This is a genomic window from Akkermansia sp. BCRC 18949, from assembly GCF_045011645.1.
In the GTDB taxonomy this organism is placed as follows: domain Bacteria; phylum Verrucomicrobiota; class Verrucomicrobiia; order Verrucomicrobiales; family Akkermansiaceae; genus Akkermansia; species Akkermansia massiliensis.
In genome coordinates this window covers 1431032-1457687 of the sequence record NZ_CP123619.1, presented here as the reverse complement: position 1 = coordinate 1457687, position 26656 = coordinate 1431032, and the positions used below count along the sequence as shown (strand labels likewise).

Below are 26656 nucleotides of genomic sequence, written 5' to 3'. Positions count from 1 at the left end.
AAGGGAGCTGATTACGGTGAGGGACTCAACATGATAAGTCGTCTGCCGGTTGTTCGCAGGGGAAGGACTGCGTTCTTCCCGTTCCGGCGGGGTTCAAGCCATTTTAAGCAAGAGACACATGATACTGATTTTCGGAGCATTGCTGGCGGTTTACGTTTTCTGCCGCGCCATTCTGCCGCTTAGGCTGAAATGGGGCTGGAAGGCCCTGCTTGCCGTCCTTCTGGCGGTGGCGGCGTTCAAATTCCATCTGCTGCATTTGTTCGGCGGCCCCATGTTTTTCTCCCCGGTTCTGCCGGAAGGCGTCCTGCTGGCGACCGCATGGCTGTTCTCCGTGCTTTTCCTGTTCTTTTTCCTGCTGCTGGCGGCGGACGTGATACGCCTCCTGTATTTGCTGGTTCTGTTCTGCCTGCGGAAGAAGAAGACGGAACGGTTCCGCGTCATCGGCAACCGGGTGAATCTTGCCCTGCTGGCTTTCGCCGCCGTACTGGCTACCGTGGGGATGGCCGGAGGAACCGGGGTGCCGCGGGTGAAGGAGGAAACGATTTCCGTGAACCATCTGCCGGATGGGGCGGACGGCCTGACAGTCGCCGTGCTGGCGGACCTTCATGTGGACGGCATCACGCGGGCGGACCGCATCAGGAAAATTGTGGAACGCACGAATGCTCTGAATCCGGACATCGTCATTATTGCCGGGGACTTCGTGGACGGGACGGTTCCCGTGCACGGGGATGATTTGAGGCCGCTTGCGGATTTGAAGGCTAGGTACGGGGTGTTCGGCGTGCCGGGCAATCATGAGTATTATTCCGGTTATGAGGAGTGGATGGAGTTCCTGCCCACCCTGGGCATCCGTATGCTTCACAATGAACATGTGCAGACGGGCGGGGGCGCGGTAGTGCTGGCGGGGGTGACGGATCCTGTAGCCGACATCATGGGAAAGGAGGAGCCGGATATACGCAAGGCGCTGGCGGGAGCCCCGGAAAAGGGCGTGCGCATCCTCGCCGCCCATCAGCCGCGGCTGGCCCCGGAAGCGGCGGAGCACGGCGTGGACCTCCAGGTTTCCGGCCATACGCACGGCGGCATGATTGCCGGCATTGACCGGCTGGTGGCCCGGTTCAACGAGGGCTTTGTGTCCGGATTGTACACGGTGGGGGGTATGAAGCTGTATGTCTCCAACGGGGCGGGGATTTGGAACGGCTTTCCCATCCGCATCGGCGTTCCTTCGGAAATCGTGCTGATCCGGCTCCGGAAAGAGGAATAAGAGAGTTTAGAGTGGAGCGGGTGCAATCTTTGGAACAGATGAGGGAAAACATGTTGACTTATAGCTGCTCTAACGTTTAGACAGGAAGAAGGAACAAGGTTCGTGCACGGAGACTGCCGGATGAAGCCGTTTTTCTTCCCGGGCTGTTTTCTGCGCGGCCTTCCAACCCAGACATTAAATTCATGAAAACAATATCAATGATATGCACGCTGGCGGCCGCCCTGATGATGGGGGCCGGATGCTCGGGACAGGAACAGCCCAAGGTTTCCGCGGAACCCTCCAAGGTTCTCATTGCCTATTATTCATGGGGCGGCAATACGAAGTACGCCGCTGCGCAGATTCAGAAGGCGACGGGCGGAACCCTGTTTGAAATCAAGCCGGTCAAGCCTTACCCGTCCGGGTACCGGGAATGTACGGTACAGGCCAAAAAGGAGATTCAGGAAGGCGTCAGGCCGGAGCTGGCCGCCAGGGTGGAGGACATGGGCAAGTACGACGTGATTTTCATCGGCAGTCCCAACTGGTGGAGCACGATTGCGCCTCCGGTCGCCTCTTTCCTGGCAAGCCACGACCTTTCCGGCAAGACGGTGATTCCGTTTGTGACGCACGGAGGCGGCGGCATGGCGCGCTGCGGGGACGAGGTGCGGAAGCTGTGCCCCAAGTCCACCGTTCTCAAGGGCGGAGCTTTTGCCGGGGAAGGCATCCGGACGGCCAGGCCCGCGCTGGTCAAGTGGGTCAATGACACAATCACCATCAACAAATAATGCTCCTTATGAAACGAACCCTTGCGGGAATGGCTTTTTCCCTTGCCTGTCTGATGAACCTTTCAGAAGCCCAAACCATGAATAACGATACAAGCGCCTTGTCGCCAAAAGAACAACAGATTGCCGCCATCAGCGCCCATACGGCCAGGGGCGACATGCCCGGCCTGCGGAACGCCCTGACGGCGGGGCTGGATGCCGGACTGACCCTGAACGAGCTCAAGGAGGTGCTGGTCCAGATGTATGCCTATTGCGGTTTTCCACGCAGCCTGAACGCTCTCAATGAGTTGATGGTTCTGGCGAAGGACCGCGCCTCGCGCGGCATCAATGATACGGTGGGAGCGGAGGCGGGAGCGCCGCCCGCCGGAAAGAGCATCGACTTCGGCACGGCCAACCAGACGAAGCTTTGCGGCGCTCCGGTGAAGGGGGATCTTTTCCTGTTCGCCCCGGCCATTGACGAGTTCCTGAAGGCGCATTTGTTCGGGGACATTTTCGGCCGCGACAACATGGACTGGAAGACCCGGGAGTTCGCCACCATCGCGGCCCTGGCCGCCATGACGGGCACGGAAAGCCAGTTGAACTCCCACATCCGCATCGGGAAGCACAACGGCCTGACTGACGGGCAGGTGGAGGCCATTCTGGCCGTATCCGCCGCTGCCGGGAAGAAGGACGCCTTCCCCAAAGGGGAGCCGGCTCCGGCCAATTTCACCGGAAAAGCCTGGGTAGCCATGCTGGTGGACAACAGGGATTACGACATGTCCGCCTATAACGTCACCTTTGCCCCCGGCACGCGGAACAACTGGCACAGCCATTCCGTGGGCCAGGTGCTGTTCTGCACGGAAGGCACGGGATACTACCAGGAGCGCGGCAAGACCGCCCGGCGCCTGACGCCCGGTTCCGTGGTGGAAATCCCGGCCAATACGGAGCACTGGCACGGCGCGGCTCCGGACAGTGAGTTCGTGCACCTCGGCATCACGCCCAGGGCGGCTTCCAACAGGACGGCGTGGGGAGGCCCCGTGACCGATGCGGAGTATGCGGAGGCGACGGGAAGCAAATAAAAGCGCAGGGATTTTCCGGCGTTTCCTCCTTTTCCTTCGGAGAGGGGGGCAGCCGGGAAGGTTTTTCTCCCTGACGGGAAATGAAGGAAAAAACAGGGCATCCGGGAATTCCAATGGAATTCCCGGATGCCTCCTGTTGCGGATTTAAGGGAAAGATTATTCTTCCGGAGCGATGTTCGGTTCGCTGGCGCTGACGTGGTTCAGCGGATTGCAGCTGTCCGGCCTGTGGTTGTTCAAAAGATCCTGGTAGAATTTCTTCTTGTACTTCAAGACTTCCATTTGCTTTTTCAGGATGCGGAGTTGTTCACGGAGGCTTTTCTCCTGCTTGAAAATCAGTTCGGCGCGTTCCGGAATGGTGGTGTCCCCTTCCTGGCACAGGTCGATGTAGTGCTTGACGCCTTCAATCGGGAGGCCCGTCATCCGGAGGCAGTGAACCAGGCGCAGCCAGCCCAGGGTGTAGTCTGAAAACATGCGGGCATTGCCTCCGCTGCGGTCCACGTCCGGAATCAATCCGGCGTTTTCATAGTAGCGGATGGTGTAGGCGGACATCTCCATCATTTCCGCAACCTGTTTCACGGTATATTTGGGAGTGCGGTCATAGGAAGGCCGGTAGGAGCTGGATGGGGTCTTTTGTGTGATCATTGTGCAGTTGATGGCTTACAGTTACTCTAATATACTACCGGTTGCGGGATGGCAAGCGTTTTGCGTTGCCTCGCGGGCAATAACGTGTTCATAAGGCAGGGAAAACGGCTGGGACCGCTTTCCGGCGGACGGAAGGGTTTTCTGACTGACTAATTGCCGGATGAAGGAAAAGGGGAAAGGCCGGAAAGCCGTCTCCATGGTTGCTCCTGGAGAAGACGCCGGAACATGAAAAAGGCTGTTCCGGTGAAGGAACAGCCTTGATTCATTGGAAGAAAGCACATTTCAGGCGCGCACCCTGCGGCGGCGTAGCATCATGGCGGCAAGCCCCAGCAGGCTCAGGGAGGCCGCGGCCGGTTCGGGGACGGCCAGCGTCCCTTCCAGGGAAAGGTCTTCCACGGTGGCGTTATCTCCTCCCCGGCCTCCGGAGCTTCCCACCACGGCATAGACCTTGCCGTTGCCGTTTTCCTTCATGGCTCTCAACTGGTCTTCCGTGAGGTCATAGTGAACGTTCCAGGGGGAGCCGTCATTGTTCCTCGTTCCCTTGCAGAGTTCCACCATTTCCCCGTCCCTGGTTTCATACCAGACGGAATACGTGTACGTTCCGGTGGTTCCGGACGGGGTGAGGTTCATGCTGAAGCTCAGGCCGGAGTAATCCTGAATGTTTTCAATGGTCATTTTCAGACCGAAGCAGACGCCCGCCGTGCCGGACATGCTGGGCAGGTTGATGGTCTGGTCTTCCGTGTTGGAGGTGGCATTCCCCCAGCGCATGTCGCCGTTGCCGGTAGTGGTGTACCATCCGTCAGCCCGAGAACCGAGCCAGTTTTTAACGTCGTCTCCCGTGATGCCGTCCCCGGCAAGGCGTCCCGCTGAGTTGTAGCCCTGGCCCGTCATGGCGCCGATGTCGGGCATCAGCTCGACGGTTGCCGCCGCAGCGACGCCTGCCAGAGAGGCCACGGCCAGGTGGATGATGAGGTATAATGCTTTCTTCATATTCGTGTGGAATGATTGAATTATTCGCAAACTACCGGATTAACAATCCGCGGAGCTCCGGAGACGTTTCAAACGGGAACGAAGGAAAGCTCAAATGCATGGTTAACAAACACTTTCCCGTTTTCTTCCAAGCCCGCATACTGCCTGGGAATTGGGAACTCCCGGCCCTAATGGATACTCTCGCCGGAGCAGGATGGCGGCTATTGAAGGAGAACCTCCGCTGCGCTGCGGAAAGATTTTTTACCCACGAAAGGCGGGAGCCTTCCGTTCCCAGGCGCGGGAGGCGCAAATCCACCGTGAATAAACATTTCCACCGTTTCTTTTGCAGGTTGCCTTTCGCCTGGAAAGGACGGGAGCCTGCTCCTCATCTCATGGCTGTTTCCTTTCACAGACGCGTCTTTCCCGGAAGTTCGGGCTTCCCTGCTTCGTTGCGGAACGAAGAGAAAATCTATTGCATCAGGAACATAAGCTGACGATTTACGGAGTATGGACAAGGGAAATTTCCCGAAAACGTTTTTCTTTCAGATGTTCATGCTTGACTCCGGATTGTTAATCCGATGCATGGTCTTCTCTATGTTTTAGGTAATTGAAACAGAATATATTATGGAGACGTTAAGAAGGTGTTTTCCTGCGCTGGTGATGCTTGTAGTTGGCAGCCGCGGGGGAGGAATACCTCAATAAAGGGAGGCGGATGGAGCCAGTGCCTCCCCGTCCGTTTCCTGAAACTCCGGTTTCACGGCTTTCCTTCCGCCGGACGGGGGCCCGGTCAGGAATTGTCCGGAGCGGGAAGTGGGGGCCGGCGTGCGCCGTGTCCCGGCAAGTCCGGGAATTCCCATGGAAAAGAGTCAAAGGGTTTGACGGGCTTTTCCGGCCCGTTACAATGAGACCGCTCCGGGATGGAGCCTGCGCCATGATTATTGCCTCCCTTTCCGATTCCGCCCGTTACGAGTCTTTGAATCCCCTTTTCCAGCGGGCTTTCGATTTTGTCAGGGAGGCCGGTCCGGCTTCCCTGGAACCGGGCCCCCACGTCCTGGAGGAAGACGCCCTGATTGTGATGGTGAATGAGCCGGCGATGAAGAAGCCGGAGAAGGCCCGCATGGAAGTGCACGACAGGTTCATTGACATCCACGTTCCCCTTTCACGGGAGGAAGGGTTTGCGTGGAAGGACCGCTCTGCCCTGGAAAAGCCTTCCGAACCGTTCAACATGGAAAAGGACGCGCAGCATTACGACGATGCGCCGGACACCTCTTTTACCGTGAAGCCGGGGCAGTTCGCCGTCTTTTTCCCGGAGGACGCCCATGCCGGCTGCATCGGGGAAGGGGCTCTCCGTAAACTGGTGATTAAAGTCAGAACGGCCTGACCCGCCTTCCGGAAAGATGGTCCGGCGCCGGAACAGGCCGTTCCTCCACGCCCGCTCCGGCTTGCCTGCCGGCGGGGCAATCATTCAATTTATTCCTCGTCTTCCACCCTCGCGTCCTGCTTGGGGTCCTGCGGAGCGTTTTCCGGAATCCAGACGGCCACGTTGCCGCCGTGGACGAGGAACTGGCCGTTGCCTTCCTCGTCAATGGCGACGGTTTCCTCCACGTTTCCGGTGGCTTCCTTCCAGGTTTCCCCGGCGTGCTGCTTGCCCACGTTCATCACCTTGTCCCCGTCCTCTCCGTTGGAGATGAGCACGGCCACGCCGGAATGCGGGTGGTCGTCATCCCCCACGCGGGTGAAGCCGATGGTGTTCGGGTGGTCAAAGTAGTAGTTCTGCTCCCCGAAGGCATGGTTTTTGCGGATTTCCAGCAGGTTGTCGATGATGCCGCGGTGCATGGGCGGGTTGCCGCTTACTCCGTAGTAGTCCCCGTAGAAGATGCAGGGATAGCCTTCCTTCATGAGCAGGATGAGCGCATAGGCGGAGGGCTTGAACCAGTCTTCCACGGCTGATTCCAGGGAGCTGCCCCACTGGGAGTCATGGTTGTCCACAAAGGTGACGGCCAGCGTGGGGTGGTTCTGGACCAGGGTGCCGTCCAGAATCTTGGAAAGGTCGTAATCACGGCCCTGCTTGGAAGCCTGGTACATGTTGTAGTGCAGGGGCACGTCAAACAGGTCCACCTTGTAGCGTTCCTCCTTGAGGTATTCGTTCAGGGAGTCCAGGTCCTGCTTCCAGTATTCGCCCACGGCGTAGAAATCCTCTCCCCTGTCCTTGCGGACGGCGGCCAGGAATTTCTTGATGAACTCGTCATTGATGTGCTTGATGGCGTCCAGCCTCATGCCGTCCAGGTCCAGTTCCCGGGATACCCAGACGCCCCATTTTTCCATTTCTTTCACCACTTCCGGGTGGTCGAAGTCCAGGTTGGCGAACATGAGGTAGTCATAGTTGCCGTTTTCTTCATCCACGCCCTCGCTCCAGCTTTTCCCGTCCCCCATGATCTTGAAGATGGAAGTTTTTTCCGTAGCGGCGTCGTAGTCCGTGCCGGTGAAGTGGTACCAGTGCCATTTGAAGTCGGAGTACTTGTCTCCGCGGCCGGGGAAGTTGAAGCCGGTCCAGCCTTCGATTTCGTAGGCGTCCGTGATTTCCTTGTCCCGGTTCTGCTGGTCCACTTCCTTGGCCATGAATTTTTCCGTATAGTCCGCTCCGGCCTTGTGGTTCATGACGGCGTCCAGGTAGACGCCCACATGGTGTTCATGAAGAGCCTTGATGGCGTCCTGGAGTTCCTGCTTGGTGCCGTATTTGGTGCGGACCGTGTTCTTCTGGTCGAATTCCCCTAGGTCAAACAGGTCGTAGGTGCCGTAGCCCACGTCGTTCTGTTCCTTGCCCTTGTAGGCCGGGGGAATCCAGACAGCTGTGACGCCTATCTCTTCCAGATGGGGGGCGTCTTCCTTCAGCTTGTTCCAGAACTGCCCGTCATTGGGCAGGTTCCACTCAAAATATTGCATCATGATTCCGTTTTTCATTTTGTCAGATTCCTTGTAAATGTCGTTCGGGTTGTTCCGCCTTCAGGAGGCCGGCTGATGGGGAAGACGGTTCCCTGGCGTCTGCCGGGCGGGGCTCCGGATGATGATTTCACACGAAGCCGTCAACAAAATAGAGTCCTTAAAGCGCGGCGCGTTCGGCATACTGCCGGTGTTATGTCCCGCAAAATGTCAGGGAGAACGTGTGGAAAGCTGGAAAAGAGGGCTTTCCGCCAGGGCCGGACTGAACTTGCCCGCGAGCCGTCAGGAGTGAAACTGGCCCTTGCTGCTGCTGGAAAAACGAGCGTCAGCGAACGAGTGTGGAAAGAGAGGGCGCGGCCTTTGTCCGCCTGTTCATTCCGAAGCCGCAGAGGCCTGCGGCGCTCCCTGGAAGGGCTTCACGCTTCGGCCGTGCTGTGGTCCAGGTAGTGCCTGTTTTTCAGCCGGTAGTATTTGAGGAACCTCCGGATGAAGAGCAGGGTGACGATGAAGGAGAGCACGTCCGCCAGCGGGAGGGAGGCCCAGACGCCGTCCTGGCCCCAGAACCTGGGCAGCACCAGCAGGAACGGCAGCAGGAAGAGCATCTGGCGCGTCAGGGAAAGGAAGATGGCCAGACGGGCCTTCCCGATGGCCTGGAAGAAGTTGCCGATGATGATCTGGCTGCCGATGAGCGGGAAGGCCAGCACGCAGATGGTGAGGCCGTTGGCCGCCAGGCTGATGAGCGCGGCGTCATCCGTGAAGAGCCCGGCAATGCCGCGGGGGAAGAAAACGCAGGCCAGGAAGCCCAGCGTGGTGAAGGAAGTGCCCGCCAGCACGCCGTACTTGAGGGTGAGCAGGACGCGCCCCGGCTTCATGGCCCCGTGGTTGTAGCCGATGATGGGCTGCATGCCCTGCGTGAGGCCGATGACGAGCATGGCGAACAGGATGAGAATGCGGTTGATGATGCCGTAAGCGCCGATAGCCAGGTCCCCCCCGTGGTCCGCAAGCTGCCTGTTGATGGCGATGGTGACCGCGCTGCCGCAGACGTTCACCAGGCACGGAGCCATGCCGATGGACAGGATGCCGGTGACGATGGCCTTGCGCAGTTCCCAGATGCCGCGGCGGAAGTGGACCGTGCTGGCCGCGTCCGAGAAGTGGAGCAGCACGCGCGCCATGCCGGTGACCTGGGCCAGCAGGGTGGCCAGGGCTGCCCCGGTGATGCCCCATTTGAACCAGAAGATGAAGATGGGAGCCAGGATGATGTTGATCCCCACGGAGAGCAGGGTGGAGCCCATGGCCTTTTTCGGGTAGCCGGTGGCCCTCATCACGTGGTTGAGGTTGAAAAAGACGTACGTGACGGGCAGCCCCAGCAGGGTGACGAGCATGAAGTCGTACGCGTAGGCGAGGGTTTGCCCGCTGGCGCCGAAGGCGGTCAGGATTTCCGTCAGGAAGAGCAGTGTGGGAACCACCAGCACCACGGCGGCGATCAGGCTCATGATGAGGACGTTCCCCAGCGTGCGCTCCGTCCCCTCCTGGTCCTTCTTTCCCAGACGGATGGAGCTGATGGCCGCCCCGCCGATGCCCACCAGCGTGCCCAGCGCAAAGGTCAGGTTCATGATGGGGAAGGTGACGGCCAGGCCGGACAGGGCCAGGGGGCCCACGCCGTGGCCGATGAAGACGCTGTCAATGATGTTGTACAGGGAGTACACCACCATGCCGGCGATGGAGGGCAGGGAGTACTGGACCAGCAGACGCCATACGGATGCGTTTTCCAATTCTGCGATGTTGCGTGACTGGGCTGCCATGGACGGACCTCCTTTTCAGACGGGAGGCAAACTATAGGAATGCGCGGAGGGGTTGTCAAGCTGTCCACCCGTCCGGGGAGCGGGCATTTTTCCGCCGGAGCGGCCGGAAAGGCCTGTTTTTGATTGACTGGGGAAGCTTTTGGGGGTTGATTCCTTTCCGCCTTTTTCCAGGAACACGCCATGACTTTTTCCGTTTGCCCTTTCCTGCGCCTTGCCGCCGTCTGCGGAGGCGCCCTTCTGTGCTCTTCCTGCCTGCCCATGCTCGGCACCGGGCAGATGCTGGCGGGCAGCCATCTTGCGGACGGCCTGCTGTCCACCTCCCCCCTGGACCTGGTGTGGAGGGGGGACATCCGGTCCTTTCCCTCCTCCGGGCTGGATACGCCCAGGGGCTTCAAGGTTTCCCCCGCGGATTCCTATTCCCTGCTGATGGAGGCGCGCCCCGGCATTGCCGGAGAGTGGGCCTGCTACCATGACCGGAACAGTTACTACTGGGCCTTTGTGGCCGGGAAGAAGGAGGAGGAAGCGGGGCTTTACGCCGTGCGCCGCGGCGTGGCCGTGAACGGAACCACCGGGGAGATTGAAGACCACCCCGCCGCGCAGGCCGTCAAGCCTCCCTCCGTCATGTAGGCGCGGGTTCTGGTCTTTTTGCAAAAACCGCTGCCGGGAACCCGTTTTCCGGGCTGTGGAACACGATAGATTTGACAGGCAGGGGCCTTTGCGGGCGTATTATTACCCGCATGAAGTTCCTTTTATTATCGTTTGCGTGGATGTGCATGGCGTGCACCGGGGCGTGGGGGCAGGATACGGCTCCCTCCTTCCCGGCGAACGGAGCCAATTACAGGCTGTTCCCGGCGGACCAGCCGCCCCTGGTTCCCAGGCCCCAGCAGCTGCACTGGACCGGCAAGGCCATTCCCGTGCAGTCCGTTCGCATCCTGGCCCCGTCTCCGTCCAGGACTTCCTATCCGGAACAGATGAAGTTCATCGTTTCCGAATTGAAGTCCTTCCTGGCGGACCACCGGGTGAAGGTGGCTCCGGACGGGGCGTTCGCCGTCAAGTTCGTGAAGGGGGAGGTGAAGGCCGGCACGGAGAATCCCAAGCTGAAGGAGGAGGCCTATTCACTCCGCGTGACTCCCGGCGGCGCGCTGATTACGGCGGCGGACACCAGGGGGTTTTATTACGGCATGAAGACGCTGGAGCAGCTTCTTCTGCGCCGCGGCGGGACGACGACCATCGCCGCCTGCGATATCGTGGACTGGCCGGATTTTGAAATCCGCGGGTTCATGAACGACGTGGGCCGCAATTACATGCCGCTCCCCCTGATCGCGCAGGAGCTGGATTCCATGGCGCAGCTTAAGCTGAACGTGTACCACTTCCATTTCACGGAGCATCCCGGCTGGCGGCTGGAGTCCAAGATTTATCCGGAATTGAATGATCCCAAGAATTTCACCCGCATGCCGGGCAAATTCTACACGCAGAAGGAGTTCAAGCAATTGGTGGAGTACTGCCGCCTGCGCAACATTCTGCTGATTCCGGAGATGGACATGCCGGGGCACAGCCAGGCGTTCCGGAAGGCCCTCAACGTGAAGATGAGCGATGAAAAGGCCACGAAGGCCCTGGTGGCCCTGATCAAGGAGATGTGCGCCCTGGTTCCCAAGGAGAAGATGCCCATCATCCACATCGGCACGGACGAGGCCCACGGCAAGGACGAGCAGGTGAACAATGACATTCTGAAGGAATACATCAATGCGGTGGAGTCCTGCGGCCGCACGCCCATGAGGTGGCACCCCGGTCTGACGCCTAAGGGCTATAACGGCTCCATCCTGCAATTGTGGTCCGGCCGCCAGAACCGCGGCGCATGGCCTGTCAACGGGTCCAAGTACGTGGATTCCCTGGAGACCTACCTGAACCACCTCGATCCGTTTGAAACGGCCATGACCATGTACTTCCGCCGGGCCTGCCCGTTCCAGAATGCGGACGGCCTGGGCATGATGCTGTGCTCCTTCCCGGACCTGGAAATTACGGACCCGCGCAACCAGGTTCTCCAGACGCCCGTTTACGCCGGGATGGCGTTCGTTTCCGAGCCCTTGTGGAACAATCCCCATGAAAAGGTGCAGGGAGACCCCAACCAGGACGAATACATGAAGTATTTCTCCAACCTGCCCGTGCAGGGGGACCCGCTGCTGAAAGGATTTGCGGAGTACGAGAACCGCGTGCTCGCCATCCGGGACCGCTTCTTCGTGAACAAGGAGTTCAATTACGTGCGGCAGGCCAATATTCCGTGGAAGCTGCTGGGCCCCATTCCCAACGGAGGGAAGACGGAAACGGAGTTCGCCCCGGAGGCGGACAACAAGACCGGGAAGATGAAGGATTCCTACGAGATTGACGGCGTTACCTACGAGTGGTCCAAGGACGCCTACACCGGAGCCACCATCATCTTCAAGCATTACTGCGATTTCCCGACGCTGTTCAACGGTGCGAAGATGGGGGCGTATCCCCACAAGAACCACACCTATTACGCGCAGACCTGGATTTATTCCCCGAAGGCGCAGACGGTGCCCTTCTGGATCAGCGGCCATACCTGGGCCACGTCCGACTGGCGCAACGGCCCGGCGAGCGTCCCCGGCAAGTGGTTCCACGCGAATCCCAGGTTCTTCGTGAACGGGCAGGAGATTGCCCCCCCGCAATGGAAGAAGCCGCGCAACGGCGGCGTGCTGGTGGATGAGAACTACCATTTCCGGGAGCCTTCCATGGTTCCCCTGAAGAAGGGCTGGAACCGCGTGCTGGTGAAGAGCCCCAGCAACAATTCCGCGCGCCGGTGGATGTTCACGTTCGTTCCGGTGCAGGTGAACCCCAAGACGCCCGGCTGCAACGTGAAGGAGTATCCCGGCCTCAAGTTCGCCGCGGAACCGAAGTAAAGGGCTTTTCCGGTTGTTCCCGGGCAAATGACGAAGGCATGAGGCGCGTTCCGCTTCATGCCTTTTTTATGGCCGGACGGGGTTCCGGGAGAGCGCGGCGTCCTGTCAGAGTTTTTTCCAGGGCAGGGCTTCCAGCATCCCGTCAAAGCCCAGGCCCGTTCCGGCGGGAACGGCTACCTGCGGGTTCATGCCGCCCATCTGGTCAAGGAAGGGGTCCGGCTCAAACAGGAGGTGCGTGCAGAGGCCGCAAAGGGGGATTTCCGTGGGCAGGGCGTTGCGGTAGTAGTCCGCCGCCTGGTAGACGGCCCAGAGCTGCCCCACGGGATGGTCCATGACGGTGGTGAACACGGGGGGCTCGTAAAGATACTCCGGCGTAGCTTCCCTCGCGGGCTTGACGATGCGGATGATGGGCAGGTCCGAGGAGATGGCCGGCTGGTGCTCCGAGTCCGAGCCCATGTCCAGGGCCAGCGGCATGCCGGCGTCCACCAGCCGTTCCCAGCTCTGGACGGAGAAGGGGCACGGGTCTTCAATGAAATCTATCCGGGTTTTCAGGTGGTGGGGCAGGGATTTCCAGAATTTCAGGGCGTCGTTTTCATTCAGGCAGCCGTTGAAGTCCAGCCGCCAGCGCCAGGCGGGGACCATGGAGGCGAGCATGGTCAGCCGTTCCAGGGCGGCGGCCAGGTTGGGGCTGGCCTTGATTTTTCCGGCCTTGAACCCCTTGGATTCCATGATGCGGATGGTGGCGGGGCTGACGCAGGAGGGCAGCGTGGCGTGGCTGGCCGGAATGTGCAGGCCGTCAAACAGGCTGGCGCCCTTCGCGCGCGCCTCCCCGTCCGTCCGGGCGCATTCCAAGGCGCGGATGCCCAGCGGCAGCGGGTTTCCCTTCCTGAGCGCGTCCAGTTCGTCCTGCAACGTGGCGTCCCCCAGCTCCGGCCATGGCTGGATGCAGCCGTACCCGCCTTCATCCGTTTTAATGAGGGCTCCTTTCCTGCATACTTCCGCGGCTCTGGCGTTCAGCGGACCGCAGGCCGTTAAAGAATATTCATGGTAAAACACAACTTTAATTCAAACAGCCTTCCCATCTTTTGTCACGATGAAAAAAGGTTTTCATTGGATTTTGGAGGGGGAATGGCTAAGCTCCGTGTCATGTACAGAACATTGGTGTTCGGAGCGGGCGGCCGTGTGGGGAGCCGCTTGGCGGCGCATCTGGAAGAGGAAGGCATGGAAGTGGTGAGATGCGGACGGGACGCCTGTGATTTAAAGGATTTAAAAGCCCTGAAAAACGTGCTGCTTTCCTCCGGCGCCACCCACGTGGTGAACTGCGCCGCCGTGAGCGGCCTGGAGGCCTGCCTGGATGATCCGGAGACGGCGCACCGCGTGAACGCCATGGCCCCGGAGATGATGGCCCGCATCTGCCGCCTGGAGGGCATGCGCTTCATCCACCTGAGCACGGACTACGTGCTGGACGGCAGGAGGGGCGGCCTGAAAACGGAGTTGGACAAGTGCCGCCCCGTGAACGTGTACGGAGAATCCAAGCTGGAGGCGGAACTCCGCGTGCGGGAGGAAATGCCGGAGGCGCTGGTTGCCCGCGTTTCCTGGGTGTTCGGCAATCCGGAACGGCTCTCCTTCCCGGAGATGGTGCTGCGGAAGGCGCTGAACGGAGAACCCCTCTCCGCCGTGGCGGACAAATGGTCCATGCCCGCGTGGGTGGAGGATTTGTGCGGGTGGCTCCGTTTCCTGGCCTATGAAAGCGACGCGTCCGGCGTGCTGCACCTGTGCCAGTCCGGGGAACCCGTCTCCTGGCACGGATATGCCGTGACCGCTCTGAAATGCGCCGTGAAGCACGGGCTGCTGCCTTCTTTGCCGCCCGTGGCGGAACAAAAGCTCGACGAACAGGCCGGTTTCAGGGATGCTCGGCCCCGGCATACCGCCATGTCCTGCGAACGGCTCGCTTCCCTGATGAAGCGGCCCGTGAGGACGTATGAAGAGGCCATCGACCTGGCCGTGGCCCGCTATGCCTCAGATTCAACCTTCCTCTCCCGCATTTCATGAACGATTTCCGCAATTCCCGTGATTCTAGCGATTCCCGCCCCAGGCCTGCCTACCGGGACCGCCGCTCCCAGCCGGGGCGCCCGCGCACGGCTCCCAAAAAGAACCTTTTTGTCAACAAGTCCCCGGAGGGCAGTGAACAATGGCTCACGCCGTGGGTGGAGCTGAAATACTTTACGTACAATCCCGCCGTTTTCCCCCGCATGCTCGGCTCCGTGAGCGGGGAAATAGCCCCGGGAAGCCTGGTGCACGTCTATGACAAGAACGGGGAGCTCTTCGGCGCGGGCTTCTGGAACGAGGCCAGCCGCACGCCCCTGCGCGTGGTGTACCACGGGAAGGACGCCTTTACCGAACGGGACCTGGACGCCGCCCTGGAACGCGCCGTGAAGCTGCGCCGGGAGATTCTGCGCCTGGATGAAACCACCAACGCTTACCGCGTGCTGCACGGTGACTCCGACGGCCTGGGCGGCCTGGTGGTAGACCGTTACGCGGACGTGCTGAGCCTGGAGGTGAGCACGCTGGCCGTCTGGCAGAGGCTGGACCGCTGGCTGCCCCTGCTGCACCGCCTGTGCGGCACAAAGCGCCATGTGGTGCAGGTGGATGAGGGCATTGCCCGCATGGAGGGCATCCGCGCGGAAGACGCCCCGGAATCCCCGGCTCCCGTCCGGCTGGTGAAGATTGTGGAGAATGGCATCACTTATGAAGTGGACTTCGCCCAGGGGCACAAGACGGGCTTCTTCTGTGACCAGCGGGACAACCGCCTTAAATTCGCCTCCCTGGTGAAGGGAGCCACGGTGCTGGACCTGTGCTGCTACAGCGGCGGCTTTTCCATTGCCGCCAAGATGCTGGGAGGCGCCGCGGAAGTCACGGGCGTGGACCTGGATGAAAAGGCCATCGCCATGGCGAAGAGGAACGGCAATATCAACCAGCAGCGCATCGACTTCGTGCATGCGGACGCCTTTGTCTACGCGCGCCAGATGGTGCGCAACGGGCGGCTGTTTGACGCCGTGCTGCTGGACCCGCCCAAATTCATCATCGGCAGGGAGGGGTATGAGGAAGGCATCAAGAAGTACCATGACCTCAACATGCTGGGCTTGCAGTGCGTGCGCCCCGGCGGCCTGTTCGTTACCTGTTCCTGTTCTGGCCTGCTTTCCCCCGCGGAGTTTGAGCACACCGTCATCAAGGCCGCCCAGCGGCAGGGGCGCAAGCTCCAGATCATGGCGATGACCGGCCCCGGCTGGGACCACCCCTTCCTGAGCACGTACCCGGAAGGCCGCTACCTGAAGGTGCTCTGGGCGATTGCCTTGTAGGGAAGGACTGGATATTCAATGTTTCCCCGCACTTTACGAAAGTAATGACTTGAAAAAGCACCTGCCGTTTTTATGGCAGGTGCTTTTGAAAGGTTATTCTTCAAAGGGGAACAGGTGTTTTTATTTCTTTCCCTTCTTTTTAAGAAGCCGGTCATGTTTCACCCGGTGCCTGCCCTGGTAGAGAAAGTCGGTTTCAGGTTCACGGCCAACGGTGCGGTCAATCAGGTTGGGAATGTCTTCCCTGGTGTATCCGGATTGAAGCAGGAATTCTTCTACCTTGGAATATTGACCGGGAAATTCGGAGACGAGCAATTCCATGAACACTTTTTCCAGATGCTTGACTTCGTCTTCCACCATGACGTTTCTTGCTTCAATGAAAGACTCTCCCCACGCTACATCATTGATAAGAATCTTAAGCTCTCTCATGCTGAGTTGTTTGAGTTTTCTCACCTGTTCTTCAGAGCGTTTCCGGTTTTCCTCTGTTTGGGCAGGCATATCTTTAAGATCTTTATAGGCTGCAATCCTGTAGGGATTCTTCTCTCCGGCATTTTTAAACTGTTTCAGAATACGGGCGTAATAGGGAAGCAGAAGTTTCCGAATGACCGTTTTTTTCAGGGGTGGTTTCATTTTCCCGGAATTTCGGACCAGGGTTATATATTTTTCCAGATGGCCGCATACCATGGATTTACGGTTCAGGTCCTCCGCATCGTCCATATCGACATCCGGTTCCGTTTCCCGGTAGGTCTTAAAGGTAAAAACTGGAGCCAGGGCGGCGAGGTAGCAATGCCAGACTTTTTCCTTTAACTCAGTATGGATGTTATCCTGCGTTGTCACTTTAAAAATGAGGGCATCTTGTTCCATCTTCTTGTAAAAGGATTTGAACCGTTTGTCTTTCAGCATGGCGGCAAGCTCTCCGATGCCGGGGGAAGGGTGTTTGTACTGCTCAAGGCAGTCCGGGCTTTCCAACTCAGGAGCAGCCAAGGCGGAATTCCAGCCGATTATTGGCAAGACAAAACAAAGGAATAAGCGTGGCAGTATTTTCATTAAGGTTTTAGCCATCATTGCTGTTTCTTTCAAATTTAATATTGAATTTTTCGACAATCGTATTTGTCGTAGATTCATCAATGGCTTCTATATGATATTTTTGATTAGTTGTGCTCAACAGAATGGTATCTTCTGCTTCGCTTCCCTCTCCTCCATGTCCTCTATGTACATATAATTTGCATACAAGCCAAAATTTTTGAGGATTATATTTCGAATTCTTAATTGTTTCTATAATTTCTTCGATAAGACGATTATCGCCTACCATATCATAAAAATGATTTTTGTTTCCAACGGAACCGGCAAGATTACAAGTTTTATGTTCATTCGCCAGTTCTGGTTTAGTTTTTGGAGGCTTGGAATTTTTCCCTTCCCACATGAGGCCCCCATCCCGTTCAATGATTTTGATCTTTTTGAAACTGACGTTAGTAGGGGAAAGCGTTAATTGAATAAAGCCTAAAAGGCCATGTTCCCCTTTGGAGAATTGAAACATATCAGTAGATATGGGGTTTCCGTCTCCCATGTCTATTATACCCTCAAATTTTTCTTTCTTTAACTTTTTAGGGATTCTGATATTGATAGTAATTTCAGCTTTTTGACCTTCACTTGTTTCTGCTTTGATTTTTGCGGTCGCGTCCTTCTCCAGGTCATCCTTTGCAGTCAGAGCAATTTTTAATTCTCCCTGAAGTTGTTCGGTATTAACTTGTTTGAACCCATTCCCTTCTATATTCCATTTAAGTTCTTTGATGGCGCCTTTCGGTTTGCCGACAAGCAAGAAAGTGATTTTTTCACCGATCCCGATGTTTTTCCTTTTCCGATCCTCTTCCTTATCTCCTGTTCCGCCTTTGATGTAATAATCTGCAGAACAAAGTGCTGTTTGCTGTTTAATTTGCAGGGGGCCGGTGGCTTCTTCTTCCGTTTCTTCCAGAGTGTCTTCCTCTTCTTCATCAGCCCACAGAAAAACGGAACTGAATAGAATCATCAGAATGAGGATCGACAAACGGGAAAGAAATGAAGGGGGAGTTAGCGGCATTTTATAAAAGAATAATTGAATTTTATATAAAAACATATTACCCGTCAATATGGGTTTTTGAAATATAGGGTTATGAAAATTTTATACCAATAAATGGTTAGTCTGTTCCGTATATGGTGCGCAAAGGAGATTGAAGCAGGCAGGCGCCGGAAGAGGCGATTCTTCACATCACCTTTCAGGCGTGTTGACGGCTTTTCCTCCTCCCTGCTTTGGTGGGAAGGAATATGGCAAAACAAGTATTACAGCGGCTCAGTTTCACCGCCGGGGAACTGACCCCGTGGCTGGCCGGGCGCGCCGACCTGGACCCTGTGTCCCGCGGCGCCTCCCGGCTGAGGAATTTCCTGGTCAGCCCCTTCGGCGGACTCCGGCGCAGGCCGGGAACGCGCCTGGTTGCCCGCGCTGGGTGCACGGAGGGGGGCGTGAGGCTGGTTTCCTTCAAGTACTCCACGGGGGTGCAGTTCATGCTGGAAGTGGGGCGCGGCTACATCCGGTATTTCAAGGACGGCGCGCCCCTGCCGGATGCGGAGGGCGGCGTGCTGGAAACGCCTACCCCGTGGAAGACGGACGAGCAAGTGGGGAACCTCCGGATGCAGCAGCTGAATGATGTGATTTACTGCGTGGAGCCGTCCACGCCGCCCATGACGCTGGCCCGCCATGCGGACGATGACTGGAGGCTGGAGGCGCTGGAGTTTTCCGGCATGCCCTATGAAAGCTCCCTGTTCAATGCCGTGAGGCTGGAATGCCGCATGGTGCGGGACGGCAGCGCCAACAGGCTGCTGGCCACGGCGGACGATGATGTGTTCACGCCGGAAATGGAGGGAAGGGAATTTCTGCGCGTCACCAGGAAGTACGGAGAGGCTGTTGTGGAGGGAACGCAGATGCCCTTTTACCATCTGACGACCCTGGACCGGGACCTCTACAAGGGGGAGACTTTTTCCATGGACCGGGAGGACGGCTGGCGGCAGGCCTATACCTGCATCCGTGATTTCAGCCGGAAAAACGACTACCAGCCCGGAGTGAACCGCCCGGAGCGGTACACGGCCTTTTTTGAAAAAGGTTCCGATGCCAGCGCCCGCGTCCATGTCAGCGGCGCGTGGACGCTGGAAACGACGGGCACCTGGGATGCGGAGTGGGAAATCTGCCGGGGGTATCCGGACGGCTCCAACTACCTTCCCAACCAGCCGGAGCTGGTGTGGCATTCCGTGAAGAGCTTCCAGCAGCGGGACGGGTTCCGGAACAACTTTACCCTGAGCGGCAATGAAGAGGAAATGTCCTACTACAAAATCCGCCTGATGGCGTACAGGAACGGCGTTTCCACGGGAACGCCCGTGTTCCAGGCCGCCGCCGGCTCCTTCAACCATGAAATGGTAGTGGAGGAATATGTTTCCCCCCGCAGCGTCTACCTCGCGAACGCCCTTCACCTGTCCTATTACGTGCTGGGCGACTGCGAGACCAATGACTGGTCATTCGGCGCGTTCGGCGTCCGGAACGGCTATCCGTGCACGGTGGAGTTCCACCAGGGGCGGCTGTGGTTCGGGGGTACGCCGGGGCAGCCGCAGACGCTGTGGGCCAGCAGGGTGGATGATTTTTCCGCGTTCACTCCCGGCATTCCGTCGGATTCTCCCATGATTCTGACGATGGCGGCCTCCCAGCAGAACCGCATCTCCTGGATTGCCTCCCTCCGGGGGCTGATGATCGGCACCAGCGAGGGAGAGTGGCGCTTGTCCGCCTCCAACTCGGAAGGGCTGAATGCGTCCAATGCCGGGTTTGAGCGCCATTCCGGGGTGGGGTCCGCCTCTCTGGACGCCCTGACGGTGGAAAACAGCCTTCTGTTCGTGCAGCAGGGAGGGATGAAGGTCCGGGAATTGTTCTATTCCCTGGAGGCGGACGGCTACCAGACGCGGGACGTCAGCCTGCTGTCCGACCACCTGCTGGCGGCGGGGATTGTGGACTGGACGGTGCAGAGGAGCACGGCGTTCCACGTCTGGTGCGTGCTGGGGGACGGCAGCGCCGTGTGCATGACGCTGAACAGGGAGCAGAACGTGGCGGCGTGGCACGCCCACCGCCTGGAGCATGGACGCATCCTGTCCGTGGCGTCCCTGCGCGGCTCCCATGGCACGCCGGATGAAGAGGTGTGGTTTGCCGTGGCGCGCGGGGAAGGGGAGCGGGCCTGCATCACGGTGGAACGCCTGGCGGACGGCAACGTCTGCCTGGATGCCTGCACGGAGGCCGTGGTGCAGGGAGAGAAGATGGCCGGCCTGGGTCATCTGGCGGGGTGCGGCGCCCTCCTGCTGGACGGGGAGGGCGCCTTCCTGCCCGTCAGCGTGGACGGGGAGGGGAATGCCGCCTGTCCCGGCAGGCTGGACGGAGAAACCGTGACCGTAGGGCTGGCCGCTCCGGCGGAGGTGAGGACGATGCCCCTAGAGACGCTTGAGACGCTGGGCAGGTTTAAAAAGCAGCTTGGCGCGCGGGCGCTCCTTCATGAAAGCACCCTGAAATCCCGTTACGGAACGGGCCATCCGGATGCGTGGAGGGATTTCCAGCCCGGCAGGTACGGCGTGGCGGAGCCTTATTCCGGCTACGTGCGGATGATCCACAACTACGGCATGGATGAACAGTCCTGCTTCGCCCTCCGTGTGGAGACGCCGGACCAGTTCAATCTGCTGGCCCTGGTGCTGGATGTGGAATTATAGGGCGCGGGAGCGCTTACGGCTGTTCGGCCGCCTCCTCATGGGAAAGCATGTGCACGATGACCTTGAGGCCGTGCTTTTCCCCGGCCGCCTTCGCTAGGGAGCGGATGGCGGAGGCCGTCATTCCGTTGCGGCCGATGATGCGGGCCACGTCCGTCTTTTCCAGAATCAGGCGGAAGCGGACGGCGTCTCCCTGCGGAGATTCCGCAACGCGCAATTCCGCCTGTTCCGGATGTTGCACGAATTGCAGGGCGATCAATTGCAGGTACTGGCGGATTTGTTCTACGGCAGGATGCATGAAGGGAAATGTGGGTTATTTCCATTACCCTACTATAAAACCGCCTGATTGAAAAGATGCAATTCCAGACATTCCCTGAAAAAGAAAGTCGCCCCGGTCGTAAAACGACCGGGGCGCCCCAACTACCCTATGAAACTGGATCCGTTAAGATCCAGAGAGCTTTTTTAACGAGCGCTCACCTGCTCGAAACGCAATATAGGACAGGAAAAAGGGATAAGCAAGTATTTTTTCATTGAAACGATTGTTTTTATTCAGGAAAAACAACATCGTATTCTTTACAATATCAGGCCGGAAAGAAGGATATTGTTATAATAACAAAATCATCTGCCGGGAAGCAGTTCATAAGTGAAGCCCTTAAGGTATTCCGTTTCCGGAATGTTCAGTAAAATTGGATGATCCGGTCTTTGGCCGTGTTGCTGTATCAGGCGCAGGGTGGCGGGCGCATCGATGGCGGCGTCGAGAACGCTTTCCCGGAACAGGTCCGCCCCGGCGTGGTGGGAACAGCAGAAGGTGGAAAGAATGCCTCCCGGGGCCAGAAGCTTCATGGCGCGGAGGTGGATTTCCTTATACCCGCGCATGGCGTCATGCACGGACTTCTTGTTTCTGGTGAAGGAGGGCGGGTCCAGGATAATCAGGTCCCACTTGTGTTCCCCTCCGTCCCGGACGAGGGCCGCCTCCTTCTTCAGGAAGTCAAACGCGTTGTCCGTAACGCACTGGATGGAGACGCCGTTCAGCTTTGCGTTGCGCGCTACGGCGTCCATGGCGTCCTGGGATACGTCCACGGCCGTTACCTCCGCGGCTCCGGCAAGGGCGCAGGCCAGCGCAAAGCCGCCCTGGTTGCAGAAGCAGTCCAGCACGCGGCGTCCGCGGGCAAAGCGCGCCACGGCGGCGTAATTGTCAAGCTGGTCCAGGTACAGCCCTGTTTTCTGCCCCGTCTGGAGGTCAATCATGAATTGCACTCTGCCGCTGCTTGCGGCGAAGGGTTCCGGCTCCTGCCCGCGCGCCACCCGGACGGAAGGCTCAATGCCCTCCGCCGCCAGCATGGGGGAATCGTTCCTGACGATGATTCCCCTGGGGGAAAGCAGGTCTTCCAGAACGTTCAGGATAATGGGGAGGCGGCGCTCCATCGCGATGGTCAGCGTCTGGACGACCAGGTAATCCGCGTAACGGTCCACAATCAGGCCGGGGAGGCCGTCAGACTCGCTCCAGACGAGGCGCGTGAGCGTTTCCTCCGGCAGCCACTGGCGGCGCAGTTCCACCGCCTGGCTGATGCGCCTGGAAAAAAAGTCCCCGTCCAGTTCCTGCTTGCGGCGGGAAAAACGCCTGGCGACGATCTGGGAATGGGGGTTGAACATGGCGGATCCCAGGAAGCGGTCCTTGAAATCCTTCAGCGCCACGACGTCCCCCGGCTGGGGATTGCCGAAGACCTTGCGCACTTCCGTGCCGTAAACCCAGTCGTGCCCCTGAAAAATGCGTGCTCTTGGAGAAATAATCAAACCTGCCATGTCAGGAAAGGCAATACATGATCAGGGTGGAAAGTTCAAGGGTAATGCGGAGGGGTGGCGCAAGGGCCGCCGCTGCCGAAGGGAAGGGAATGTCTGTTAAAGGAGAAAAGCTTTTTTCTCTTCCCGTGCTGTTTATGCCCTTATGGGAAGTAAGAAATAAGCTCCCTGCCGTGCTCCGGATGATGGTTCGGGAGGGAAGGCCGGGAGAACCCGCCTGGTGGCTGGACGGAAAGCGAAGCATGCAACGCGAGGAACGGATGAATTTAAAAGATGAACGGCTCAACCCTACGCTTCCAGTTGGCCGTTTTCCATTTAAGCCGTGAACCTCCGCTGTCTCTCTTGATGGCCGCGCCCCGGGAACAAGGGCCTCCCGGCCCTCGTAAATCAAAACAAACCGGGTTTTCCTTCCTTGGCAGTCAGGAGCGCCGCAAACCTTTGCGGCAACTGAAGGGGAACTGGATGGTAGCGAAGTAATATTAAAAATGGCCTTTTCTGATTAAAGGGCGCGTCTTTCAGCCGAATATCCATCCGGCTGTGGCAGAGGCCTGCGGTCATTTTCCGCAGCGGGAAGGGTGAAGGCTTCCGTTCCCTGGAATTTTCCGCACAAGTGAACCAATGCGCATCATTCCGGGACTATTTCGGTTGAAAATGCCCGGAAACGAAGTAAAATGTGGCGCGTTATGAAAGTAGAAACTTTTGAAACTCCCCAGGATGCTGCCAAAGCTTTGGCAGGAGAAGTTGCGGAACTGATCCGCACGCGCGCCGCCGAAGGCAGGAACGTGGTTCTTGGCCTCGCCACGGGCGCCACTCCGCTGCCCTTTTATGCGGAGCTGGTCCGCCTGCACAAGGAAGAAGGCCTTTCCTTTGCCAACGTCATCTCCTTCAATCTGGACGAATACAGCGGCCTGGACCACGACCATCCGGAATCCTACTGGTACTTCATGCACACCAATCTCTTCAACCACATCGACATGAAGCCGGAGAACATCAACCTGCCCTCCGGCACGGTGAAGGGTGACGAGATTGCCGCCCACTGCGCCGCCTACGAACAGAAAATCAAGGACTGCGGCGGCATCGACCTCCAGATTCTCGGTATTGGCCGCACCGGCCACATCGGCTTCAACGAACCCGGCTCCGACGATACCACCATCACCCGCCAGGTGCATCTGGACGAACTGACCCGTTCCGACGCCGCCCCCGCTTTCGGCGGCATTGAAAACGTTCCCACCACCGCCATCACCATGGGCGTGGCCACCATCATGGGCGCCCGGGAAGTGGCTCTGATGGCCTGGGGCGAAAAGAAGGCTTCCATCGTGAAGAAGGCCGTTCAGGGGCCTGTGACGGTGGACGTGGCCGCCTCCTACCTGCAGAAGCACCCGAACGCCAAGTTCCTTCTGGACAAGGGCGCCGCTTCCCAGCTTTAATTATCCGTTCAACAACGAACACGCCGCTTTTCCCGGTTCCGTGGAAAGGCGGCGTTTTTGATGGAATGAAGGAAGGCGGAATCTTCTTTTTCCAGCGGGGATGGCGTGGGGGGAGTTCCGTATGTCCGGACCGTTGGTCCCGTGAAGGAAGATTTTGTGTCATTGAGGGGAGTGTGGAACAGCTGTGGCTGCTCCGGTGGACGCAGGCCGGCAGGTAATAAAGAAGGTCCGTTTTTCCCTTCCATGGCTGGTCCGGTGGGATGAAATGGGGGTGATATTTTTATTGTTTATTAAAAATGAATGAGTTTTAATGATGTGTGGGACGTGTTTTCCTGTTTCCGGATGCGGTTCCGGAGCCCGGAGGCAAACCCGGAGTTCCTGTCAGGGATTTCCTTTAAAAGGGGGATGGCGGATTGGCCGTTTAACCGGCTGCACCTTTTTATTAGGATGGAGTGGCGCATTGACAAGAGTTTCATTTTCCGTGCATGGTTGAAGGTGCCAATAGATGAAAAATAAATATATCCGGCAGTGTGTAATTAATATTTCATTCAGGAATTACAGATGATGGCCGGTTTTTATAGATAGAACAGGAAAAACAGAAATATGAAACAAATGAAGATACTGATGGTCGTAACCGGAACCGGGATGTTTCCCGACGGAAAACAGGAAACGGGATTGTGGCTCAGCGAGCTCACCCACATTTACGACAGAGCGAAAAAGCGGGGATATGACATCGTCATCGCAAGTCCGAAGGGAGGCGACACCCCCGTCGATCCCATGAGTCTGAAAACGATGTACATGGACAAACTGTCCAAAAGCTGCTGGGACGATTCGGAATTCCGGGATGTGCTGCGGCACACGAAAAGCCTGGATGAAGTTTCCGGTGAGATGTTCGACTGCATTTATTTGGCCGGAGGCCACGGCGCGATGTTCGATTTTACGGATAACGCCGTTCTGCAGGAACTCATCAAAAACCACTATGAAAATAATAAAATAGTTGGTGCTATTTGCCATGGCGTATGCGGATTGTTAAACGTGAAGCTTTCGGACGGACAATATCTGGTAAAAGATAAGAAAGTCACGGGATTCAGCTGGTTTGAGGAAGGTCTGGCCGGAAAGAAAAAGGAGGTGCCTTTCGATCTGGAATCCGCGCTGAAGGAACGGCGGGCGGATTACAAGAAGTCATTGATTCCGATGATGCCGGAAGTAGTGGCCGACGGAAATCTGATCACGGGCCAGGACCCGTTCAGTTCGGAAAAGATGGCTGAAACGGTCATGGGACGGTTTAATCAATAGCAGTTGGCGGTGAATGGCATGAATTTGGAAGAAGCCTTGAATTACCGCCGGGCCGTGCGGGTATTTGATAAAAATAAACCGCTGGACCCTGAAAAGATGAAACACTGCCTGGAATTGGCCTCCCTGGCTCCCAGCAGTTCCAACATGCAGTTGTGGGAATTCTTCCAAATCACCCGGCCTGAATTGATAGCCCGCGTTGCCGGGGCCTGCCTAGGCCAGCCGGCTGCCGCCACGGCTTCGGAAATAGTCGTTTTCGTGACGCGGCAGGACCTGTACCGGCAGCGGGCGCAATTCGTCCTCGAATTCGAGCGTGGAAACATCCGGCGGAACAGCCCGGAGGAACGCCAGGCCAAACGCATCAGGGACCGGGAATTATACTATGGAAAGCTGATGCCGTTCCTCTATGCGCGCTGCTGCGGTATTTTGGGGGCTTTCCGGGCTTTTCTGGCCAGGGGCATCGGCCTTTTCCGCCCCATGATGCGCGAAGTCTCGGAGTGCGATATGCGCGTCACGGTCAACAAATCCTGCGCCCTCGCCGCCCAGACGTTCATGATTGCCATGGCCGCTGAAGGATACGATACCTGCCCGCTGGAGGGATTTGACAGCAAGCGGATGAAAAAACTGCTGAAATTGCCTCATGGCGCCGGGATCAATATGGTAGTCCCCTGCGGCATACGGGACAGAGAGAAAGGTATCTGGGGCGAGCGGTACAGAGTCCCGTTCGATGAGGTGTACCATAGGCTCTGACCCGCCGGGGAAGGAAAGTTCCGCTCCGCCGGCAGCGTGCGGCGTCAGCGGGGAGCGGGAGAGGACCGCCTGCGCTGCGTTCCTGGGGCGCGGCATGCCTCACAGGAAAAGGGTTCCGGCTACTTGAGCCACGCCAGGAATTCATGGTTCCCGTCGGTTCCGGTGATGGGGGAGGGCTCGCAGCCCATCCAGGAGCGGTTTAGTTCTTCCGTGACGAAGGCGCGTATGGAGTCCACCGCCCGCTGGTGCAGGGCCGGGTCCCGGACGATGCCGCCGGGGCCGATGTCTTCCGGCTGGAGTTCAAACTGGGGTTTGATGAGTACCAGGGCGTCCCCTCCGTCCTTAAGCAGGGGGAAGGCCGCGGGCAGGATTTTTTTCAGAGAAATGAAAGAGACGTCGGAGACGATCAGGTCCACCTGTTCCCCGATGTCTTCCGGAGTCATGTAGCGGGCGTTGAATTTCTCCTTCACGACGACGCGGGGATCCTGCCGCAGTTTCCAGACGAGCTGGTTGGTGCCGACGTCGATCGCGTGCACTTTGACGGCGCCGTGCTGGAGCAGGCAGTCCGTAAAGCCTCCGGTGGACGCGCCGATGTCCAGGCAGACCTTGCCTTCCGCGGAGACGGGGAAGGCGTTCAGGGCTCCCTCCATTTTCAGGCCGCCGCGGCTGACGTAGCGGGGGCGGTTCCGGATGGCTATTTCCGCGTCTTCACTGACCTTGAGGCCCGGTTTGGTGGAAGGGTGGCCACCCACGCTTACCTCTCCGGCAATGATAAGCCTCTGGGCCAGTTCCCGGGATTCTACGAGATTGCGGGAAACCAGAAGGACGTCGAGTCGTTGCTTGCTCATGATTCGGAAGGAAGGTGCGTACGCAGGTATTTCATGAAACCGCATGGGGAATCAAGAAAAACCGCGCGAAGAA

The 26656-nt window shown here is 58.2% G+C and carries 22 protein-coding genes; 12 read left to right on the top strand and 10 right to left on the bottom strand.

Going from position 1 to position 26656, the window contains the following annotated elements; genetic code table 11:
• Nucleotides 1–118: 118 nt before the first annotated feature.
• The 3 genes from P8A25_RS06040 (at nucleotide 119) to P8A25_RS06030 (ending at nucleotide 3074) form a co-directional block, all read left to right on the top strand.
• Nucleotides 119–1258, top strand: coding sequence for a metallophosphoesterase (locus P8A25_RS06040; protein WP_215442675.1), 1140 nt, complete (start codon nucleotides 119–121; stop codon nucleotides 1256–1258).
• A 182-nt stretch (nucleotides 1259–1440) separates the two neighbouring features.
• The gene (locus P8A25_RS06035) at nucleotides 1441–2019 is read left to right on the top strand and encodes a flavodoxin (RefSeq protein WP_251827981.1); all 579 of its coding nucleotides are present in this window, start codon (nucleotides 1441–1443) and stop codon (nucleotides 2017–2019) included.
• Nucleotides 2020–2096: 77 nt separating this feature from the next.
• Nucleotides 2097–3074 (top strand): carboxymuconolactone decarboxylase family protein, encoded by a 978-nt coding sequence (locus tag P8A25_RS06030; RefSeq protein ID WP_215442676.1) that lies wholly within the window; start codon nucleotides 2097–2099, stop codon nucleotides 3072–3074.
• A 156-nt stretch (nucleotides 3075–3230) separates the two neighbouring features.
• Here P8A25_RS06030 and P8A25_RS06025 read toward each other — a convergent pair whose 3' ends face one another.
• Both P8A25_RS06025 and P8A25_RS06020 read right to left on the bottom strand, forming a co-directional pair.
• On the bottom strand, nucleotides 3231–3716 hold the full coding sequence (locus P8A25_RS06025; protein WP_022397129.1) for a MerR family transcriptional regulator: 486 nt from the start codon (nucleotides 3714–3716) through the stop codon (nucleotides 3231–3233).
• Nucleotides 3717–3998: 282 nt separating this feature from the next.
• The gene (locus P8A25_RS06020) at nucleotides 3999–4706 is read right to left on the bottom strand and encodes a PEP-CTERM sorting domain-containing protein (protein ID WP_102728139.1); all 708 of its coding nucleotides are present in this window, start codon (nucleotides 4704–4706) and stop codon (nucleotides 3999–4001) included.
• Nucleotides 4707–5586: 880 nt separating this feature from the next.
• Here P8A25_RS06020 and P8A25_RS06015 point away from each other — a divergent pair.
• Nucleotides 5587–6066 carry a YhcH/YjgK/YiaL family protein gene (locus tag P8A25_RS06015; protein ID WP_180971813.1) on the top strand — a complete coding sequence of 160 codons (480 nt, stop codon included), beginning with the start codon at nucleotides 5587–5589 and terminating at the stop codon, nucleotides 6064–6066.
• An 89-nt stretch (nucleotides 6067–6155) separates the two neighbouring features.
• Here the strand turns inward: P8A25_RS06015 and P8A25_RS06010 are convergent, their stop codons facing one another.
• Both P8A25_RS06010 and P8A25_RS06005 read right to left on the bottom strand, forming a co-directional pair.
• Nucleotides 6156–7646 carry an alpha-amylase gene (locus P8A25_RS06010; RefSeq protein ID WP_102727801.1) on the bottom strand — a complete coding sequence of 497 codons (1491 nt, stop codon included), beginning with the start codon at nucleotides 7644–7646 and terminating at the stop codon, nucleotides 6156–6158.
• A gap of 395 nt (nucleotides 7647–8041) precedes the next feature.
• Nucleotides 8042–9427 carry an MATE family efflux transporter gene (locus P8A25_RS06005; protein WP_022397124.1) on the bottom strand — a complete coding sequence of 462 codons (1386 nt, stop codon included), beginning with the start codon at nucleotides 9425–9427 and terminating at the stop codon, nucleotides 8042–8044.
• Between the two features lie 180 nt (nucleotides 9428–9607).
• Here P8A25_RS06005 and P8A25_RS06000 point away from each other — a divergent pair, with 180 nt between their 5' ends.
• A complete protein-coding gene (locus tag P8A25_RS06000) occupies nucleotides 9608–10054 on the top strand; it encodes a hypothetical protein (RefSeq protein WP_102728141.1) in 447 nt (148 codons plus the stop codon).
• 110 nt (nucleotides 10055–10164) lie between these two features.
• Nucleotides 10165–12342 (top strand): family 20 glycosylhydrolase, encoded by a 2178-nt coding sequence (locus P8A25_RS05995; RefSeq protein WP_215442677.1) that lies wholly within the window; start codon nucleotides 10165–10167, stop codon nucleotides 12340–12342.
• Between the two features lie 105 nt (nucleotides 12343–12447).
• Here P8A25_RS05995 and P8A25_RS05990 read toward each other — a convergent pair whose 3' ends face one another.
• Complete coding sequence (locus P8A25_RS05990) at nucleotides 12448–13398, bottom strand: enolase C-terminal domain-like protein (protein WP_146019399.1); 951 nt, start codon at nucleotides 13396–13398, stop codon at nucleotides 12448–12450.
• A 90-nt stretch (nucleotides 13399–13488) separates the two neighbouring features.
• Here P8A25_RS05990 and P8A25_RS05985 point away from each other — a divergent pair, with 90 nt between their 5' ends.
• Both P8A25_RS05985 and P8A25_RS05980 read left to right on the top strand, forming a co-directional pair.
• Nucleotides 13489–14394, top strand: a complete 906-nt coding sequence (locus P8A25_RS05985) for a sugar nucleotide-binding protein (protein ID WP_180976178.1) — start codon at nucleotides 13489–13491, stop codon at nucleotides 14392–14394.
• Nucleotides 14391–15701 (top strand): class I SAM-dependent rRNA methyltransferase, encoded by a 1311-nt coding sequence (locus P8A25_RS05980; protein WP_102729329.1) that lies wholly within the window; start codon nucleotides 14391–14393, stop codon nucleotides 15699–15701. The genes P8A25_RS05985 and P8A25_RS05980 overlap by 4 nt, the downstream gene beginning before the upstream one ends.
• Nucleotides 15702–15821: 120 nt before the next feature.
• Here P8A25_RS05980 and P8A25_RS05975 read toward each other — a convergent pair whose 3' ends face one another.
• Both P8A25_RS05975 and P8A25_RS05970 read right to left on the bottom strand, forming a co-directional pair.
• The gene (locus P8A25_RS05975) at nucleotides 15822–16763 is read right to left on the bottom strand and encodes a hypothetical protein (protein ID WP_215442678.1); all 942 of its coding nucleotides are present in this window, start codon (nucleotides 16761–16763) and stop codon (nucleotides 15822–15824) included.
• Nucleotides 16753–17775: a hypothetical protein gene (locus P8A25_RS05970; RefSeq protein ID WP_215442679.1), complete on the bottom strand. Its 1023-nt coding sequence runs from the start codon at nucleotides 17773–17775 to the stop codon at nucleotides 16753–16755. Before P8A25_RS05970 ends, P8A25_RS05975 begins: the two co-directional genes overlap by 11 nt.
• 224 nt (nucleotides 17776–17999) lie before the next feature.
• On the opposite strand from P8A25_RS05970, the gene P8A25_RS05965 reads away from it, so the two are divergent.
• Complete coding sequence (locus P8A25_RS05965) at nucleotides 18000–20468, top strand: hypothetical protein (protein WP_404838794.1); 2469 nt, start codon at nucleotides 18000–18002, stop codon at nucleotides 20466–20468.
• 13 nt (nucleotides 20469–20481) lie between these two features.
• On the opposite strand, the gene P8A25_RS05960 is transcribed toward P8A25_RS05965, so the two are convergent.
• Nucleotides 20482–20763: a KH domain-containing protein gene (locus P8A25_RS05960; protein WP_102711411.1), complete on the bottom strand. Its 282-nt coding sequence runs from the start codon at nucleotides 20761–20763 to the stop codon at nucleotides 20482–20484.
• A 320-nt stretch (nucleotides 20764–21083) separates the two neighbouring features.
• Nucleotides 21084–22268, bottom strand: a complete 1185-nt coding sequence (locus tag P8A25_RS05955; RefSeq protein ID WP_022397115.1) for a class I SAM-dependent rRNA methyltransferase — start codon at nucleotides 22266–22268, stop codon at nucleotides 21084–21086.
• Between the two features lie 680 nt (nucleotides 22269–22948).
• Between P8A25_RS05955 and nagB the strand changes: the two genes are divergently transcribed.
• The 3 genes from nagB (at nucleotide 22949) to P8A25_RS05940 (ending at nucleotide 25735) form a co-directional block, all read left to right on the top strand.
• The gene (gene nagB / locus P8A25_RS05950) at nucleotides 22949–23692 is read left to right on the top strand and encodes a glucosamine-6-phosphate deaminase (RefSeq protein ID WP_022397114.1); all 744 of its coding nucleotides are present in this window, start codon (nucleotides 22949–22951) and stop codon (nucleotides 23690–23692) included.
• 603 nt (nucleotides 23693–24295) lie between these two features.
• Nucleotides 24296–24988, top strand: coding sequence for a type 1 glutamine amidotransferase domain-containing protein (locus tag P8A25_RS05945; protein ID WP_022397112.1), 693 nt, complete (start codon nucleotides 24296–24298; stop codon nucleotides 24986–24988).
• A gap of 18 nt (nucleotides 24989–25006) precedes the next feature.
• Nucleotides 25007–25735 carry a nitroreductase family protein gene (locus P8A25_RS05940; protein ID WP_215442681.1) on the top strand — a complete coding sequence of 243 codons (729 nt, stop codon included), beginning with the start codon at nucleotides 25007–25009 and terminating at the stop codon, nucleotides 25733–25735.
• Between the two features lie 119 nt (nucleotides 25736–25854).
• Here the strand turns inward: P8A25_RS05940 and P8A25_RS05935 are convergent, their stop codons facing one another.
• Nucleotides 25855–26583, bottom strand: a complete 729-nt coding sequence (locus P8A25_RS05935) for a TlyA family RNA methyltransferase (protein ID WP_215442682.1) — start codon at nucleotides 26581–26583, stop codon at nucleotides 25855–25857.
• Nucleotides 26584–26656 lie beyond the last annotated feature (73 nt).

Excerpts from the sequence above, each read along its gene's own strand:
- P8A25_RS06040 (WP_215442675.1), top strand. The coding sequence starts at position 119 with ATGATACTGATTTTCGGAGCATTGCTGGCGGTTTACGTTTTCTGCCGC.
- P8A25_RS06035 (WP_251827981.1), top strand. The coding sequence starts at position 1,441 with ATGAAAACAATATCAATGATATGCACGCTGGCGGCCGCCCTGATGATG.
- P8A25_RS06030 (WP_215442676.1), top strand. The coding sequence starts at position 2,097 with ATGAATAACGATACAAGCGCCTTGTCGCCAAAAGAACAACAGATTGCC.
- P8A25_RS06025 (WP_022397129.1), bottom strand. The coding sequence starts at position 3,716 with ATGATCACACAAAAGACCCCATCCAGCTCCTACCGGCCTTCCTATGAC.
- P8A25_RS06020 (WP_102728139.1), bottom strand. The coding sequence starts at position 4,706 with ATGAAGAAAGCATTATACCTCATCATCCACCTGGCCGTGGCCTCTCTG.
- P8A25_RS06015 (WP_180971813.1), top strand. The coding sequence starts at position 5,587 with ATGAGACCGCTCCGGGATGGAGCCTGCGCCATGATTATTGCCTCCCTT.
- P8A25_RS06010 (WP_102727801.1), bottom strand. The coding sequence starts at position 7,646 with ATGAAAAACGGAATCATGATGCAATATTTTGAGTGGAACCTGCCCAAT.
- P8A25_RS06005 (WP_022397124.1), bottom strand. The coding sequence starts at position 9,427 with ATGGCAGCCCAGTCACGCAACATCGCAGAATTGGAAAACGCATCCGTA.
- P8A25_RS06000 (WP_102728141.1), top strand. The coding sequence starts at position 9,608 with ATGACTTTTTCCGTTTGCCCTTTCCTGCGCCTTGCCGCCGTCTGCGGA.
- P8A25_RS05995 (WP_215442677.1), top strand. The coding sequence starts at position 10,165 with ATGAAGTTCCTTTTATTATCGTTTGCGTGGATGTGCATGGCGTGCACC.
- P8A25_RS05985 (WP_180976178.1), top strand. The coding sequence starts at position 13,489 with ATGTACAGAACATTGGTGTTCGGAGCGGGCGGCCGTGTGGGGAGCCGC.
- P8A25_RS05980 (WP_102729329.1), top strand. The coding sequence starts at position 14,391 with ATGAACGATTTCCGCAATTCCCGTGATTCTAGCGATTCCCGCCCCAGG.
- P8A25_RS05975 (WP_215442678.1), bottom strand. The coding sequence starts at position 16,763 with ATGATGGCTAAAACCTTAATGAAAATACTGCCACGCTTATTCCTTTGT.
- P8A25_RS05970 (WP_215442679.1), bottom strand. The coding sequence starts at position 17,775 with ATGCCGCTAACTCCCCCTTCATTTCTTTCCCGTTTGTCGATCCTCATT.
- P8A25_RS05965 (WP_404838794.1), top strand. The coding sequence starts at position 18,000 with ATGGCAAAACAAGTATTACAGCGGCTCAGTTTCACCGCCGGGGAACTG.
- P8A25_RS05960 (WP_102711411.1), bottom strand. The coding sequence starts at position 20,763 with ATGCATCCTGCCGTAGAACAAATCCGCCAGTACCTGCAATTGATCGCC.
- P8A25_RS05955 (WP_022397115.1), bottom strand. The coding sequence starts at position 22,268 with ATGGCAGGTTTGATTATTTCTCCAAGAGCACGCATTTTTCAGGGGCAC.
- nagB (WP_022397114.1), top strand. The coding sequence starts at position 22,949 with ATGAAAGTAGAAACTTTTGAAACTCCCCAGGATGCTGCCAAAGCTTTG.
- P8A25_RS05945 (WP_022397112.1), top strand. The coding sequence starts at position 24,296 with ATGAAACAAATGAAGATACTGATGGTCGTAACCGGAACCGGGATGTTT.
- P8A25_RS05940 (WP_215442681.1), top strand. The coding sequence starts at position 25,007 with ATGAATTTGGAAGAAGCCTTGAATTACCGCCGGGCCGTGCGGGTATTT.
- P8A25_RS05935 (WP_215442682.1), bottom strand. The coding sequence starts at position 26,583 with ATGAGCAAGCAACGACTCGACGTCCTTCTGGTTTCCCGCAATCTCGTA.